Here is a 14,055-nt window from a genome sequence, read left to right as displayed (position 1 = left end):
CACGGAGCTGACGGCTCCGGTGCCCCGGGTCGCCCTTCCCGTCCGGGCCAGCCACGGCGGGTGGTGGGGACTCCACCCCCCGCTGACGGAACCCTCGGCGTACGCCGTCGCCCCTGCCCACCGGACCCCCCTGGCGGCTGTGGGAGGAAGCCCACGAGGACGCTGCCGCCCGGCAGGGCGTGTATGTGCCGGTGCGCCCCCTCCCCTCCGGCGCACGGAACGGGATCGTCATCGCCCCGGCGGCTTCCGGTCCAGGGCCCTGGTCCCCGAGGGGTGCGAGGGCTGCTGCCGGGGTGTGGGCGGCCGGGCCCGGCCTGGCGCGTGAGGGGTGCGGGCGGGCCGGGCCCGTACTCACACGCCGGGCGCCGGCCGTACGGTGATCCCGTTCCGTCCGAGCAGCGCAGCCGTGACCCCGTCCCCCCGCACCAGGTCCCCCGCGAACGACCCGTCGTAGACCTCGCCCCGTCCGCAGGACGGACTGCGCGGCATCAGCAGTGCCTCCGTGCAGCCCTTGTGCCGGGCCGCCGCGAGCGCGCGCCGCGCCCCCTCCAGGAACTCCGCCGTCACGTCGCGCCCGGTGTCCTCGACGACCCGCGCGTTCCCGTCGAGGACGTCGTGTCCGTCGCCGCCCACCAGTTCGGCGGCTCTCCGCGGTGTCGCGAGGCCTCCCGCGACCTCGGGGCAGAAGGAGACGACCTCGCGTCCGGCCACCGCCTCCTCGGTCTCCGCCGATGCCTTGTGGCGTCCGTCGAACCGGCACGGCACTCCGCGCAGACACGCGCTGACCAGGATCGCTTCCATACCGCCAGGCTAAAGGTTGTAGATCACATCGGACTGTGCCGGCCCCTCTCCGGACCGCGGACCGCCCGGGGACCGCTCCCGCCGCCGGCCGGTGTGCCGCGTTCCCGGGCCGGCCGGGCCCGTTCCTCCCGGTGGGCGAGGGCCGCGGTGTAGTCGCTGATCGTCCGGCGGGCCGTCCACCCGCGGGCCCGGGCTCCGGAGACGTCCAGGACGACGGAGCGGGCCAGCTGGTCGACGGCGTAACGGGTGAGTGAGGGTTCCGCGTCCGGACGGAGGCGGGCCAGGAAGCGCGCGGCGTCCGCCGCGGCATGGGCGGCCCGCAGAGGGAGGTGGCTGATCCGGGCCCGTACGCCGTGGGCGTCGAGGACGGCGCGTACCGCCTCGTCCCGTTCGTACGGGGCCGGGTCGGCGATGTTGTAGGCGCCCGGGGGCCAGCCGGCGGCCAGGAGGCAGGCATCGGCGAGGTTCTCGACGGCCGTGAGGCTGAGGGGGACGCTGGGGCCCGGCAGCACGATCCGGCCGTGGCGGACACGGGACAGCAGCCTGGGGACCAGGTGCGGGTCCCCGGCACCGTAGACCGCGCGCGGCCGCAGCACCACGGCCCCCGCGGCGAGCGCCAGCGCCTCACCGGCGGCCTTGGTGCGGCCGTACGCGTTCAGGTGCCCTCGTACGGGGTGGTCCTCGGTGATCGGGGAACGCCCGGCGGCGGGCGCGTAGACGCTGGCGCTGCTCACCCATACGACGGGCCGGCCGGCGGCCGCCCTCAGGAGCCGCGCCGTGCCGTGGACGTTGACGGAGAGCATCGTCTCCTCGGCACGCGAGCCGGGCACCGGGTCGCCGACCGCGGCCGCGCAGTGCACGACCAGGTCGGCGCCGGACAGGTCGGGGACCTCACGGGCGGCGTCCCAGGGGACGTGCCGGCCGACCGGGCCGGGACGCCGTCCGACGCACAGGACCCCGGCGCCGCGGGCGGCGGCCGCGACGGCGACGTGGGAGCCGCAGAAGCCGCTCGCCCCGGTGACTGCGACGGTGGTCATCGGCGGTCCTGGGGCCGGGCGTCTCCGGCTGCCCGGACGGTGAGGGAGCGCCAGCCGGGCAGGGCCGCGCTCCGGTCGACGCGGGCGCGCAGGACGGCGGGCCGGTGGGGGGCGAGCGCGGCGAGCGTGTCGTCGAGCTGGGCGCGGGCCAGGCGCGCCCCGGGGCAGGTATGGGGGCCCGCGCCGAAGACGAGCCGGGCCACGGAGGGCGGGGCGGGGTGGTGGGCGTCCGGCGGGGCGCTGTGCGCCCGCGCGGCGTGCCGGGCCACCAGGAGCAGGCGGTCCCCCGCCCGTACGGGGCAGCCGTCCAGGTCGGCGGGGGCCGCTGCCGCACGCGGCAGCAGGGGGGAGGGGGCGAGCACCCGCAGCAGTTCCTCGACCAGGGCCGGGCGCAGCCGGTCGTCGGCCGCCTGGTCCCACAGCCGGGCGTCGGCGCACCAGGCGACGGCGCGGGGCAGCGCCGCGACGGTGGTGTTGACGGCGGCGACCGCGAGCACGGCTCGCAGGGCCGTTCCCTCCGCCCGGCCGGGCCCGGCGTGAGGGCGGAGCAGGGTTTCCAGCCGCGCCGTGGCCTCGGCCGCCGCCCGTCGGGTGCCCGGCGGGCGTGGTCCGGGCAGGTGGTCGCGTACGGCCGCGGCCGCCGCGAGGGCGGCCGCCCGGGCGAGGGTTTCCGGGTCGGCGGTGGTGCCGAGGAGCGCGGAGACGGTGACTCCGGCCAGTTCGCGGGCCAGCGGTACGAGGTCGACCGTGCGGCCGGTGCCGAGCGGGGCGAGCCGGCGGGCCAGGCTGTCCCGCCACACCGGACGCAGTCGCTCCACACCGGCCGCGGCGAGGTCCTCGGTGAGCTCCCGCCGGGTGTCGCGGTGGCCGGCGCCTTCCTGGTCGAACAGCGCGTCGCCGGTGGAGAGCCGGCGTGCGGCGCCGCCGGTGGTACCGGCTGCGGTGCGGTCCAGCGGGACGCGGGTGAGTGCCCGGCGGTACGGCTCGGTGCCGTTGACCAGCACGGTGCCGCCGATGCGTAGCACCTCCCGGTGGCGTGCGGCGGCGAGCAGGGCAAACAGCAGGGGGTGGGAGCGGGTGTAGACGCGCCGGTCCCTGCGCTGGGCGCGGGACAGGGCGGCGGAAGGTCGGCCGGTCACCGGACGGGGGCCTCTCTCGGGTGGGGCTGCGGGACGGGGTCAGTGGTCTCGGTGGTCGGGGCGGGGAGCGGTGGTGCGGGGGCGATGATCTCGACGGTGCGGGGAGGGCTGCGGTACGGGGAGCGGGGGCGCCCGGCGGGCCGCCGGGCGCCGGGGGGGTGGCGGCTCCGGTGCCGGTCTCCGGCCGCCGTGGCCCGGTTGCCGCGGCCCGGAGCGGTGCGCCACCCCGGCGTGGTCATCCCCCGCTCCCCTCCGTTCCCTGTCCCCCACCCGGCGGACGCGGCCGTCCGGAGGCGAGACGTCCGAAGGCGAGGCGTCCGGAGGCAGGCCCTCGGGAGGCAGGCCCTCGGGAGGCGAGGCGTGCGGCGGCGAGGCGTGCGGTGGCGGCCCGGTCGGGCTTCAGGGAGCGGCCGGACAGCGGGATGTCCGCCAGGAGCACGGCGTCCGGCCTGGCCGTTCCCATCCGGCTCAGCGGACCGGCCAGACCGGCCCGCAGCGCGGCGCGGTCGGCCCCCGGGACCGGCTGCACGACGGCGACCAGCCGTTCGTCGCCGTCACCGGCCGGTACGCCGACGAGCAGGGCGAGTTCCACGCCCGGCGTGTGCAGGGCGGGTTCGTACAGCCCCGGGTAGATGTTCTCGGCGCGCCGCAGCACCATGTCCTTGCTGCGGCCCTCCAGCACGATCCGGCCGGTGTCGAGGCGGGCCCGGTCTCCGGTGGCGACCCAGGGGTCGGGGCTCTCGCCCAGGTAGCGGTCGCGGGCGGCCGGGCCGGACAGCAGCAGTTCGCCCGCCGCGTCCGTCATGGCCGTCACTCCCGGCAGGGGTTCTCCGACGAGATCCCCGTCGCCGGTGAAGGACGCCTTGTCGGCCTGCTCGACCGCCGCGGCGGGGAAGAGCTCGGTGAGGGCGTACACGCCCCACGCCTCGTCGGCGCCCGCCCGTTTGACGCGGGTGAGCAGGCCGGCGCCGGCCGGCGCCGACCCCGTCCACACACGTCCCGTGAACCGTCCGCCCTCCCCCAGCACCCGCCGCAGCTGAGGCGGTGTCAGGTAGGTGGCCTGCGGGGCGAGCCGGCGCAGTTGCCGGCACAGGGCGCGGGGGGAACGGGCGGGCAGTGCGACCGGCGCGCCGCTCGCGAGGGACGGCACGAGGACGAAGAAGGTGCCGCCGAGGACGGGCCGGCCGGCCTCGGGGCGGACGAGCCCGGCGACCGTCGCCATCCCGGCGGCGAGCGAGGAACGGGTGTGCACCACCGCGCGGGGCCGTGAGGTGGTGCCCGAGGTGAACACGATGACCGCGTCCCCGTCCTCGTCCACCGGGCGCGGCGGGAGCGCCGTCCGGACGCCGGTGTCCAGGGCGGGGGCGCAGCCCGGTGCCCTGGGGCCGACCGTGAGGACCGGGCCCAGTTCCGTCAGGTCCGGCAGGGCCAGGTGCGCCCGGCGGGCGAGCGGCCGGGCCCATCCCGCGACGGCCTGGGCGGTGGCGTCGGCGAGGACGGCGTCGGGGCGCGCCAGGGCGAACCGGGCGCGCAGCACGTCCGGTCCCGCGCCGGGGTCGAGCACCGCGGCCCGTGCTCCGAGGCGGTACAGGGCCAGCATCACTGCCAGGGCGCGGGGTCCGGGCCGGACGGCGACGCCGACGGTGCTGCCGCGTGTGATGCCCCGTGCGTGCAGGGCGGCGGCGTAGCGGTCGGTGAGGTCTGCCAGGTCTCCGCGGGTGGCGGCGGTGCGCACCCCTCCGGTGCGGGTGCCGCGCAGGACCGCCGGCCTGTCGGGGTGGGCGCGCAGGGAGCGGGCGAGGGTGTCGAGCATCAGCGCGGGTCCTCCCCGTGGCGGCCCGGCCCCTTGTCGAGGTACCAGCGGGCGGTGCCGAGAACCCCGTAGGCGCGCAGCCGCCGTGTGGAGTTCTCCACGACCATGTGGCGGGCGTGGACGATGGCGGTGGTGTGGCGGCGCACCCGGTTCAGGAAGAGCCGGTCGGTGGGGGACGGGCGGCGCGGCATGCCGCCGACGGTCTCGTACAGCGCGGCGGTGACGGCCATGTTGTTGCCGGCGTGCATCCGGTAGGGGGTGAGGTAGCCGTGGTGGCGCCGGTGGGCGGGGCGTATCCGGCCGAAGAGCGCGGCGGCGCGGACCAGCAGGCAGAAGGCCGCGCGCCCGAGGGGGCCGTGCTCGTCGCGGCGCGCCGTGACACGTCCGCAGACCAGGTCCGCTCCGGCTTCCAGGGCGGCGCGGGCTCCGGCCGTCCAGCCGGGGCGGGGCAGGCAGTCGGCGTCGGTACGTGCCAGCAGCGCCGCGCCGTGGCCGATCGCGTACCGGAAGCCGGTGTCCACCGCGCAGCCCACGCCCTTCTCCGGCTCGCTGAGGACGTGGACCGGGAAGGGCGCCCGGCGGGCGAAGCCGTGGGCGAGGGCCGCTGTGCCGTCGGTGGAGGCGTTGTCGACGACGACGAGGGTGAAGGCGCGGTCGTGCTGGGCCGCGAGCGCGTCCAGCGTGTCGCCGATGCGCGCGGCCTCCTGGTGCGCGGGCAGGACCACCCACAGGGGGTTCACGACTTCTCCCAGACCATCGTCATGATGCTCACGCCTCCGCCCAGGCCCACGAAGAGGACCCGGTCGCCGGGGCGGAGCCGCTCGTGGACGAGGTCGAGCTGGACGCCGAGGGTGGCGCTGGCCATGTTGCCGAGTCCGGGGACGGTGACGACGAGGCGGTCCCGGGGTACGCCGGTGAGCTCCACGAAGTGCTCCAGGTACGGCACGGTGACCTGGTGCACCAGGATGTGCCGGAAGTCGCTCCACGCCATGCCGGTGCGCTGCCGCATCCGGTCGAGCACGGACGTCCCGATCTTCTCGAACACCTCGCGCAGTTCGGCGCCGTTCCCGCGGAAGTAGGTGTGTTCGTCACCCCGTGGGTGCCGGGAGCCGCCGCCGAAGATGCCTCCGACCGCCCAGTGCTCGGAGTGGGTCTCCGTGTCCACGTCGAGGATGCCGCCCCGGTCCACCGTCTCCAGGACGACGGCGGCTCCCGCGTCGCCGAAGGTGTAGCCGGCGAATCCGTCCCGGAGCTGCTCCGGGCCGGACGGGGCGCGCCGCACCGCCCGGCTCGGGGTCTCCCCGGTGACCACCAGGGCGCGGCGGGCCCGGCCGGCGAGGATCATCGCCCGAGCCGTGTCGATGCCGTTGACGAAGCTGTTGCACGCGTTCGTCACGTCCAGTGCGTGCGCCCGGGACCCCAGTCCGGCCTGGACGATGTGCGCGGTCGCCGGTTCCACCACGTCCCGGGTGGCGGAGGCGAATATCAGCAGGTCCACGTCGTGCGGGGTCAGCGCGGCCCGGGCCAGGGCGGTGCGGGCCGCGCGCACGGCGAGCGTCGAGGCGTACTCGTCCTCCGCGGCCACCCGGCGCGAGGTGATGCCGGTGGCGCGTTCGAGTGTCCGGGCCGGCAGCCGCAGTCCGGAAGCCGCGGTGATCTGCTCCTGCAGGCGCTCGGATGCGAGTGCGGCTTCCGGCAGGCTGGAGGCTGCCGCTCTGATGCCTATCCGGCTTTCGGGCCGGCGGGTCGAGTCCTCTGTGTGCATGGCCCGGACGCTACGAGCGGTCCGGGGCGGGTACCTGAGTGCGCGTACTCAAGTGGTGTGGGTAGGCGGACGCTGCGGAACCGGGCGTTCAGGTGCGGGAGAGCCGGGCGCGACGGCCTGCGCGTCCCGGGAGACCGGGCGGGAGAGGCCCTGTGGAAGGAGAAGGACCTCTCGGAGAGCTCGCGGTCAGCGAATGCAGCGAGACAAGAGGCCCCTCCCCGCGCTCAGCTTTCCCCATCCGCCCCCGCACCGTCCAACTCCCCTCCCCCGGAAGGGTGAACGGCGACCCCGGCTCCGGCGGGACCGTTCCCGGCGCCCGGCCGGCCGGGGTGTCACTCGCTGTGCAGGGCCGTCGACGGCCGCGTCCCGTCGGCGAACCGGAGCCCCCAGGAGTACGGGTTCACCTCGGCGAAGGCGCGTGCCTCCCCGTCTGTGGGGTCGTCCCTGTGCGGTACGGCGACTTCGGCGTCCGGCCCCCCACAGCGCGAGCCGTTCCTGGCGGACACCGCACGGCGGCAGGACCAGGACGCGGTCGCGCTCGGGGTCCCGGCGCACACAGACGGAAGCGGTGACGGGGATGTTCCGGGTGCACGCCTGGATGAAGGCGCCGGTCTCCTGGCACAGAGTCAGGGAGCCGTTGAGGTTGTCCAGTCCGACGCCGGTCAGGATCGCGCCGTCCCGCAGCCGTACAGCCGCGGCACCGCCCGGTTCCCCTCCCGGTCACCGGTCTTCCGTCAACCGGACGGCCGCGGCGACGAGTTCCTGACCGAGTCCCATGCGCCGGGATTCCGGCACACCCGGTGGTCCGGACCTCAGCCCGGGCGCCGCGCACGGGCCGGTGCCGGGACCCCGGGCTGGGCGGCCCTGCCCGGGCGCAGGGTCCACGGGACGGGCTCCGTGTTCGTCAGCCACCCTTCGGCGATCAGCTGCCGGACGATGAGGATCCGCAGACGCCGCGACTGCTTGCGCGCGTAGAGGCCCTGGCAGAACTGCCTGACCGAGGGGCCGTGGTGGTGCTCCGCGCGGAACGCGGCCGCGAACTCCGCGGCGCGCGGCCCGGGATCGGGCTCGGCCTCTCGCCACCGGGCGTACGCGGCACGCGCCTTGTCGTCGAACTGTGCGGGGACCGGCTTGCGCATGAACGCCTCGGAGACCCGCTCCGTGGACAGTCCGCACAGGGTGCAGCCCTCGACGTTCTCCACGTGCCGGCGCAGCGCGGCACTCGCCTGTGCCTTCCAGTCGTCCCAGCTCAGCTGCTGCTCGGCGGGGGCGTCCGGTGGGCGTACCGGGGCGGGCGGAGGCGTGCGGTCGCCTGCCGTGTGCCGTACGGCCTCGCCCAGGACGTAGCCGTCGCCGTCCAGTTCGCTCAGGAAGCCCTTGGCCAGCAGGTCGGGGAGGATCGCGCGGCAGGTCGCCGGCAGACCGGCGGGGACGGCCCGGCGCCTGCCCGCCTCTCCGTGGGCGGCCAGGTACAGCGCGGCCAGCCTCATGGCGGGCGGCCCCTTCTTGACCGGCTTCGCGTTGACGGTACGCGTGGTCCAGCCCGAGACCCTGGAGCGCATCACCTTGCCGAACGGCAGCCCGGTACCGGGGCCTTCCCCGAGGCCGGGCACGACGATCCCGACCGGCACGTCGGGATTCCCGCCGGTCAGGTCGCCCCGTGCCTGCCACCCCAGACCGGTGATCTCGGCGATCGCTGCCTCCGCGTCGCCCAGACGCAGGGACCGCAGGTCCTGGCCGGTGAGGTTGCCGACGCCGGTCCGGGCGGCGCGGATGGCGACGACCACGGCGAGGAGCTGTGCGTCGGCCGTACGGAGCGGCAGGGAGGCCACATAGGCGAGCAGCGTGCGTGCGGCGGCTCCCTGCTGTTCGGTCAGCAGGTACGCGACCGGCGGAGCGGTGTTCGTGGGGGTGGGCGCGGTGGGCGCGCCGGGCGAAGGCATGGGCACGCCATGTACAACGCTTGTGCGACTCAGAAGTCACTGCGCGTCCCGGCCGGAGGCGGATGGAATGATTTTCGCCCGCGCACACCGCACACGGACCGCCCCGTACACGGTTCGCGCCGCCCCACACGGCACCGCTCCGCGCAACGGCCCGTGCGGCACCCGGGCCGCCGTCCGGAGTCCTGCTCTCCGGACGGAGTCCTGCTCTCCGGTACAGAGTCCTGTTCTCCGGTGCGGAGTCCCCTGTTCTCCGGGCAGGGTCCGCGCCGCGCCGCGCCCGCGCGTGGTCCCGAAGCGGCCGCCCCCGGAAAATCCGCCGGTGGCCCGGCCCCTTGTCCGCTACCTTCGGGCCGGTGACCTTCCTCCAGCGCCTGCGTCCCGGCCACGCGCCGGCCCTGCTCGCCTTCGAGCAAGAGAACCGCGGCTACTTCGCGGCTTCGGTGCCGGATCGCGGGGACCCCTATTTCGAGCACTTCGACGCGCGTCACGCGGAGCTGCTGGCCGAACAGGAGGCGGGCCTGCACCACTTCCACGTCCTGACCGACGCGGCGGGCTCGGTCCTGGGCCGGGTCAACCTCGTCGACGTGGCCGCCGGCCGGGCGGAGCTCGGGTACCGGATCGCCGAGCGGGCCGCCGGCCGGGGCCTGGCCACCTCGGCGGTGCGGGCCGTCTGCTCACTGGCGTACACCGGGTACGGGCTGCGTGAGCTGAGGGCCGTGACGACGCTCGACAACCACGGTTCGCTCGCGGTCCTGGCCCGTACGGGATTCGTACGGGCCGGCAAGGCGTTTCCGGGCGGCCGGCCCGGGCTCGCCTGGACCAGGCGGCTGGGGCCGGAGGACGGCTGAGCCCGTCCGCCGCGGCCGGAGGACGGGCCCACCGCGCCGGGACGCGGAACGGTGGCGGACCGTGGTTCCGGTCCGCCACCGCTGAGGGTCGGGTACAGGGGTCAGTCGTCGTCGACCTGCTGGCCGGTGATCTTGCCGTTCGCCGCGTCCACGTCGAAGGTGGTCTTCTTCCAGTCCTCGGTGACCACGTCGACCTTCCAGACCAGGGTCTGGCTGTCGTTCTCGTCGAGGTCGACGGAGGTGACCGTGCCCTTCTTCTCGGCCGTGGCGGCCTTGGCCGCCTGCTGCGGCGTCTGCTTCGCCTTGGCGAGCCGGTCGGCCAGCTGCTTCTTGTCGGCGTCGCTCTGCCCGGTGTCCGGCGCGGAGTCGAGGACGGTGCCCGACACCGCGTCGATGGTCACGATGTGGGCGGTGCCGTCCTCCTCGGCCACGTGCGCCATCCACTTGGGGCCCGCCGAGGATCCGCTCGGGCTGGGGCTCCCGGTGGGGCTGCCGGTCGGACTGGGGCTGCCGGTCGGGCTGCCGGTCGGACTCGGGCTGCCGGACGCCTCGGCACTCGGGCTCGCGCTCGCGGAGCTGTCGTCGACGCCTTCGAGCTCGATCTCGGTCACCTTGCCGCCGGACACCTCGCCGGCGGCGGTCGTGACCGCCTTGTCGAAGGGGACCTTGACGGCGGAGAGCGTTTCCTTGCGCTTGTTCTGCTCCTCGGTCAGCTTCGCCGAGCCGGTGGGACTGCCTGAGGGGCTGGCGGACTGGTTGGGCATGACCTTCGCGGCTTCCGACGTCGCCGCGGAGGTGTCACCGCTGTCCTGTCCACAGCCGGTCACCACGGCGGCGGCGAGTACGGCACCGGCTGCGGCGCCGACGACGCGGAGACGGCGGGTGCGCGGGGAGACGGACTTGTTGGGTGGGGACTCAAATCTCATGCCCGGATGCCTAGCCGCCGGGCCGGGCAGTCATGTGGGGCGGGCAGGGCCTATCACCCGTTCGTACGTGCGGTCCGCCCGTTCGCCGTCGCCGCGCCCTTCACCACCGCTCCGCACCGCCCCGGGGCACCGGTGCGACGGCGCCGGGAGCGCGGCCCGGGGAGCCGGTGATCCGCCGTCGCGGCCCCCTCACGCACGGGACGGCGCCGGCCCGGGGGAGGACCGACGCCGTCGAAGGGGGCTTCGCCGAACCGTCAGGCGGTGAGTTCCACTTCTGCCGGGAAGCCGGGCGGCGCCGCGCGCAGCTGCGTCTCCGCCGCGATCAGCGCGTCGGGCACGGTCCTCGTCCCGGTGGTGACGCACAGCGTGTAGGAGACGTCCTCGAGATGGCGGCTGCTCTCCGACGTCCCGAGCCGTGCGTGGGCGGTTCGCAGGGCCTCGTAGCGCTTGACGAGTTTCCGCAGGGTCGCGGGGTTGGCCATCAGCACGGCAGTTCCTCTCTGCGGGGCGGCCGGGAGCCCCTGGGGTCACGGCCGGCGAAGGACGATCGCGCCGGCGGTCCGCCTGGCGTCACGGGCGCCGGTGCGGACGACAGCACACGACCGGTCCCTTGCAGTTGATGGTCGCCCCGCCTCACCGAATCCGCATCCGCAGTCACCCGGGGTGACATGAACGCGGCCGGTCAGCGTCGTATGCACCCCGGGAGCCGATGGGAAACAATGGGGTGACGGGCGAAGGCCACGGCCGGCCCGGTCGGGAGGCACACATGGATTACCCGGAGAGTTACGAGCTGATATTCCGGACGGCGGGGGCCGAGGACGACGCGGTCGTCGTCCGCCTCACCTCCGCGTCGGGGGCGGGCGGATACCCGGTGTACGAGGACGAGACGGGCATCGTACGCGCGGAGATCAGCGAACGCGGTGAGGTGCGCATGCTGGCCAGCGGCGGGCACCAGGCCCCGCGCGTGCCGCTGCTGGCCCGCCCGCTGGCTCCTGGAAGCGGTCCACAGGCGGACTGAGGTCCGCCCGCCGGGCCCGGCCCGTGCACAGGGCCGGGACCGGCGGGCGGATTCCGCGGGTCGGTACGGCCCCCCGGCGGCCGCCGGGGTGCTACCCTCCGCGGGCGCGGGACGAGGAGGGGTGTGCGGTGAGTGACGGATGGGACGCGGGGGCCGAGGGTGTGATGCGGCTTCCCTCCGGACGGCTGGTCCGGGGGCGCGGGCTTCGGCGGCCCCTGCCCGAAGGCCCTGTTCCCGCCTTCACGGTGCAGCTGCTGGGGAGGCCCGGGGAGCCCCTCGCGTGGGAGACCCGGTGGATCCGCTGGCCGGACTTCCGGCTCCCCTCCGACCGTGCGGCAGCCCGGGAGGTGCTGGCGGAGGCGTGGACGCGTTCGGCCTCGGAGCGTGTGGAGGTGGCCTGCGGCGGCGGGCGCGGGCGGACCGGGACGGCACTGGCCTGCCTGGCGGTACTCGACGGGGTCCCGGCCGGGGAGGCGGTGGCCTACGTGCGGCGGCACTACCACCCCAAGGCCGTGGAGACGCCGTGGCAACGCCGCTTCGTACGGCGCTTCGGGCCGGCGCGCTGACGGGCGCGCACGGCATCGCCCCGGGGCGGCGGAACCGGCCGCCGGGCGGGGACGGGGCGCGGGGTGGCGCACCCGCTCCGCCTCACTCCACGGCGGGCGCTCCGTCCCGTTCCACGGCGTGCGGCACGGGTACGGCGCTCCCGCCCCCGGTGCGTACCGCCTCGACCACTCTCTGGTGGAAGGAGCGGCTGGCCTCTTCCGAGGGACACGGCACGGGGCTGCCCGCCATGGTGAACCAGTCGGAGGCACCGCTGTACTGCACGGCCACCTCCGCCTGCCCGTCCGACCATGTGGTGTGTACGGTCAGGTCGCCGTTGACGACGCCTGCTTCTTCGGTGCGTACTCCGCCGGATCCCGCGAAGACACCGCAGGTGGTCCACGATGCCCAGTTCATGGCGCGTCCCCTTCCGGGGCGATGACAAGCCTGTCGAGCGGACTGAGTTCGAGTATCGCACCACCCTTCCCCATTCGCACATATGTGCCCGTATGTGCGCTTGCCGTAGCGCAGCGCGGTCGCTCCCGCTTCAACGGCGGCTCAGCACGCCCCGGACGAAGGCCGCCTGGCCGACGTGCTGCAGGTCGTCGCAGACCACGCTGATCAGCCGTACCCCGAGGGTCACGGGCGGCGACCAGGACTCGTCCACGACACGGTCCAGGGCCCGGCCGTCGAGTCCGTGGACGAAGGCGAGGGTCTGCTCGTGGACGGCGTCGTGGTAACCGAGCAGCAGGTCGCCCGACTCCACCCGCACGGAGCCGGCCTGCGCGTCGGTGTGGCCGTAGCCGGTGGAGTCCTCGGGGAGCGGCAGCGCGAAGCGGGAGGACCAGCCGCGCGAGGTCCAGATCTGCTCGGTCCCGGCCGCGTCCGAGACGTGGTCGTCCTGGACCCGGGTGAGGTGCCACACCAGCCAGGCCACGGAGTTGGCCCCGTCGTCCGGGCGGGCGTTGAGCAGACCGGGCGGAAGGCCCTCGACCGTCTCGTGCACCGCTTCCCGAATGCGCCCGAAAGCGTCGGCGAAAATCCCAGCGCTGTTCATACGGCCACCATGGCCGGTGGGCGGACGGGGCCCCTGCTCCGACACGCGCCCGGCCCCGGACCGGGCCGTCCTCACGCGTGCACGGTGTGCAGCCACTCGGTCAGCAGGGCTCCGACCTCCGTGGCGCGTTCCTGCTGGATCCAGTGTCCGCACCCCTCCAGGATGTGCGAGGAGACCAGGCCCGGGAGGGTCGTGGGGTAGGCGGCGACGGCGTCGGCCAGCCAGGTGGTGGACGAGTCGAGCGCGCCGCCGATGAAGAGGGAGGGCTGGGTGAGGACCGCCCCGTTCCAGGCGGCCAGGTCCTCCCAGTCCCGGTCGACGTTGCGGTAGCGGTTGAGCGCACCGGTCAGACCGGTCCGTTCGAACTCGGCGCTGTACACGTCGAGTCCGGCTTCGGTGAGCCAGGACGGCAGAGGTCCGCGGGCGAACCGGTCACGCATCCGCGCCCCGGCCGGCACGAAGAAGGGGCTGCCCTGGTCCGGCGGCGGCATGGTGCCGGCCGAGAGCGAGGTGTAGAAGCCGGCGAGCCAGCCCCGCACATCGGGCTCGATCTCGGCCTCGGCCCTGCCCGGCTGCTGGAAGTAGCTGACGTAGAACTCCTCGTCCCCTCCGATGCGGGCGAAGCCGTCGGTGGGCCGCACCGGGCTCCACGGGGAGTAGGGGACGCTGAGGAAGGCGGCGGCGGTGAAGAGGTCGGGGCGCAGCAGCGCGCTGTTCGCGGCGATGGACGACCCCCAGTCGTGCCCGACGACGGTCGCCGTCCGCTCCCCCAGGGCATGCAGGACGGCGACGTTGTCCGCGACGAGGGCGGTCATCCGGTACGCCTCCACGGGAGCCGGCGCGAACGAGCGTCCGTAGCCGCGTACATCGACGGCGGCGGCACGGTATCCCGCCTCGGCCAGTACCGGGAGCTGGTGCCTCCAGGAGTAGGAGGTCTCGGGGAAGCCGTGGACGAGGAGGACGAGCGGGCCGGTGCCCTGCTCGATCAGGTGGATCCTGCCTCCGGGAACGTCCACGAGCCGCTCGATCGCTCCGGGGACGGTCACGGAAGGGCTCGGCGGGGCGGCGGGCTGCGGCATGGGGTCTCCTCGGGTTTCCTCGGTCCGGCTGCGTGACGATCATTCGGCGCCCGCCCGCCCGGGACAAGTGAAGTTGCCGTTCCGGC

Annotated in this window: 15 protein-coding genes; 3 read left to right on the top strand and 12 right to left on the bottom strand. The window is 75.2% G+C overall.

Going from position 1 to position 14,055, the window contains the following annotated elements; translation table 11 throughout:
* Window positions 1–351: 351 nt before the first annotated feature.
* From CP967_RS32720 to CP967_RS32685, 7 genes are all read right to left on the bottom strand, one after another.
* Entirely contained in the window at window positions 352–801 is a 450-nt protein-coding gene (locus CP967_RS32720; RefSeq protein ID WP_150491436.1) for a 2-thiouracil desulfurase family protein, read from the bottom strand.
* Between the two features lie 23 nt (window positions 802–824).
* Window positions 825–1,838 (bottom strand): NAD-dependent epimerase/dehydratase family protein, encoded by a 1,014-nt coding sequence (locus tag CP967_RS32715; protein ID WP_150491435.1) that lies wholly within the window; start codon window positions 1,836–1,838, stop codon window positions 825–827.
* Window positions 1,835–2,977, bottom strand: coding sequence for a cytochrome P450 (locus CP967_RS32710; protein WP_208838887.1), 1,143 nt, complete (start codon window positions 2,975–2,977; stop codon window positions 1,835–1,837). Before CP967_RS32710 ends, CP967_RS32715 begins: the two co-directional genes overlap by 4 nt.
* Before the next feature lie 235 nt (window positions 2,978–3,212).
* On the bottom strand, window positions 3,213–4,790 hold the full coding sequence (locus CP967_RS32705; protein ID WP_150491434.1) for a class I adenylate-forming enzyme family protein: 1,578 nt from the start codon (window positions 4,788–4,790) through the stop codon (window positions 3,213–3,215).
* Window positions 4,790–5,530 carry a glycosyltransferase family 2 protein gene (locus CP967_RS32700; protein ID WP_229888443.1) on the bottom strand — a complete coding sequence of 247 codons (741 nt, stop codon included), beginning with the start codon at window positions 5,528–5,530 and terminating at the stop codon, window positions 4,790–4,792. The genes CP967_RS32705 and CP967_RS32700 overlap by 1 nt, the downstream gene beginning before the upstream one ends.
* The gene (locus CP967_RS32695) at window positions 5,527–6,555 is read right to left on the bottom strand and encodes a 3-oxoacyl-ACP synthase III family protein (RefSeq protein ID WP_150491433.1); all 1,029 of its coding nucleotides are present in this window, start codon (window positions 6,553–6,555) and stop codon (window positions 5,527–5,529) included. The genes CP967_RS32700 and CP967_RS32695 overlap by 4 nt, the downstream gene beginning before the upstream one ends.
* A gap of 812 nt (window positions 6,556–7,367) precedes the next feature.
* A complete protein-coding gene (locus CP967_RS32685; protein WP_150491432.1) occupies window positions 7,368–8,498 on the bottom strand; it encodes a hypothetical protein in 1,131 nt (376 codons plus the stop codon).
* Window positions 8,499–8,851: 353 nt separating this feature from the next.
* Here CP967_RS32685 and CP967_RS32680 point away from each other — a divergent pair, with 353 nt between their 5' ends.
* Window positions 8,852–9,346 (top strand): GNAT family N-acetyltransferase, encoded by a 495-nt coding sequence (locus CP967_RS32680; RefSeq protein ID WP_150491431.1) that lies wholly within the window; start codon window positions 8,852–8,854, stop codon window positions 9,344–9,346.
* A 101-nt stretch (window positions 9,347–9,447) separates the two neighbouring features.
* Here the strand turns inward: CP967_RS32680 and CP967_RS32675 are convergent, their stop codons facing one another.
* A complete protein-coding gene (locus CP967_RS32675; RefSeq protein WP_150491430.1) occupies window positions 9,448–10,272 on the bottom strand; it encodes a PepSY domain-containing protein in 825 nt (274 codons plus the stop codon).
* Between the two features lie 254 nt (window positions 10,273–10,526).
* A complete protein-coding gene (locus tag CP967_RS32670; protein WP_150491429.1) occupies window positions 10,527–10,760 on the bottom strand; it encodes a DUF5133 domain-containing protein in 234 nt (77 codons plus the stop codon).
* Window positions 10,761–11,038: 278 nt separating this feature from the next.
* Between CP967_RS32670 and CP967_RS32665 the strand changes: the two genes are divergently transcribed.
* Both CP967_RS32665 and CP967_RS32660 read left to right on the top strand, forming a co-directional pair.
* On the top strand, window positions 11,039–11,290 hold the full coding sequence (locus CP967_RS32665; RefSeq protein ID WP_150491428.1) for a DUF6296 family protein: 252 nt from the start codon (window positions 11,039–11,041) through the stop codon (window positions 11,288–11,290).
* 164 nt (window positions 11,291–11,454) lie between these two features.
* The gene (locus tag CP967_RS32660) at window positions 11,455–11,856 is read left to right on the top strand and encodes a protein-tyrosine phosphatase family protein (protein ID WP_208838910.1); all 402 of its coding nucleotides are present in this window, start codon (window positions 11,455–11,457) and stop codon (window positions 11,854–11,856) included.
* A gap of 82 nt (window positions 11,857–11,938) precedes the next feature.
* Here CP967_RS32660 and CP967_RS32655 read toward each other — a convergent pair whose 3' ends face one another.
* The 3 genes from CP967_RS32655 to CP967_RS32645 form a co-directional block, all read right to left on the bottom strand.
* Window positions 11,939–12,250, bottom strand: a complete 312-nt coding sequence (locus CP967_RS32655; RefSeq protein ID WP_150491426.1) for a hypothetical protein — start codon at window positions 12,248–12,250, stop codon at window positions 11,939–11,941.
* A 130-nt stretch (window positions 12,251–12,380) separates the two neighbouring features.
* Entirely contained in the window at window positions 12,381–12,890 is a 510-nt protein-coding gene (locus CP967_RS32650) for a mycothiol transferase (RefSeq protein WP_150491425.1), read from the bottom strand.
* A gap of 71 nt (window positions 12,891–12,961) precedes the next feature.
* The gene (locus CP967_RS32645) at window positions 12,962–13,969 is read right to left on the bottom strand and encodes an alpha/beta fold hydrolase (protein WP_150491424.1); all 1,008 of its coding nucleotides are present in this window, start codon (window positions 13,967–13,969) and stop codon (window positions 12,962–12,964) included.
* Window positions 13,970–14,055: the final 86 nt, after the last annotated feature.

The sequence above is a fragment of the Streptomyces nitrosporeus genome (assembly GCF_008704555.1).
Lineage (GTDB): Bacteria > Actinomycetota > Actinomycetes > Streptomycetales > Streptomycetaceae > Streptomyces > Streptomyces nitrosporeus.
This window is presented reverse-complemented; position numbering and strand designations above follow the sequence as displayed.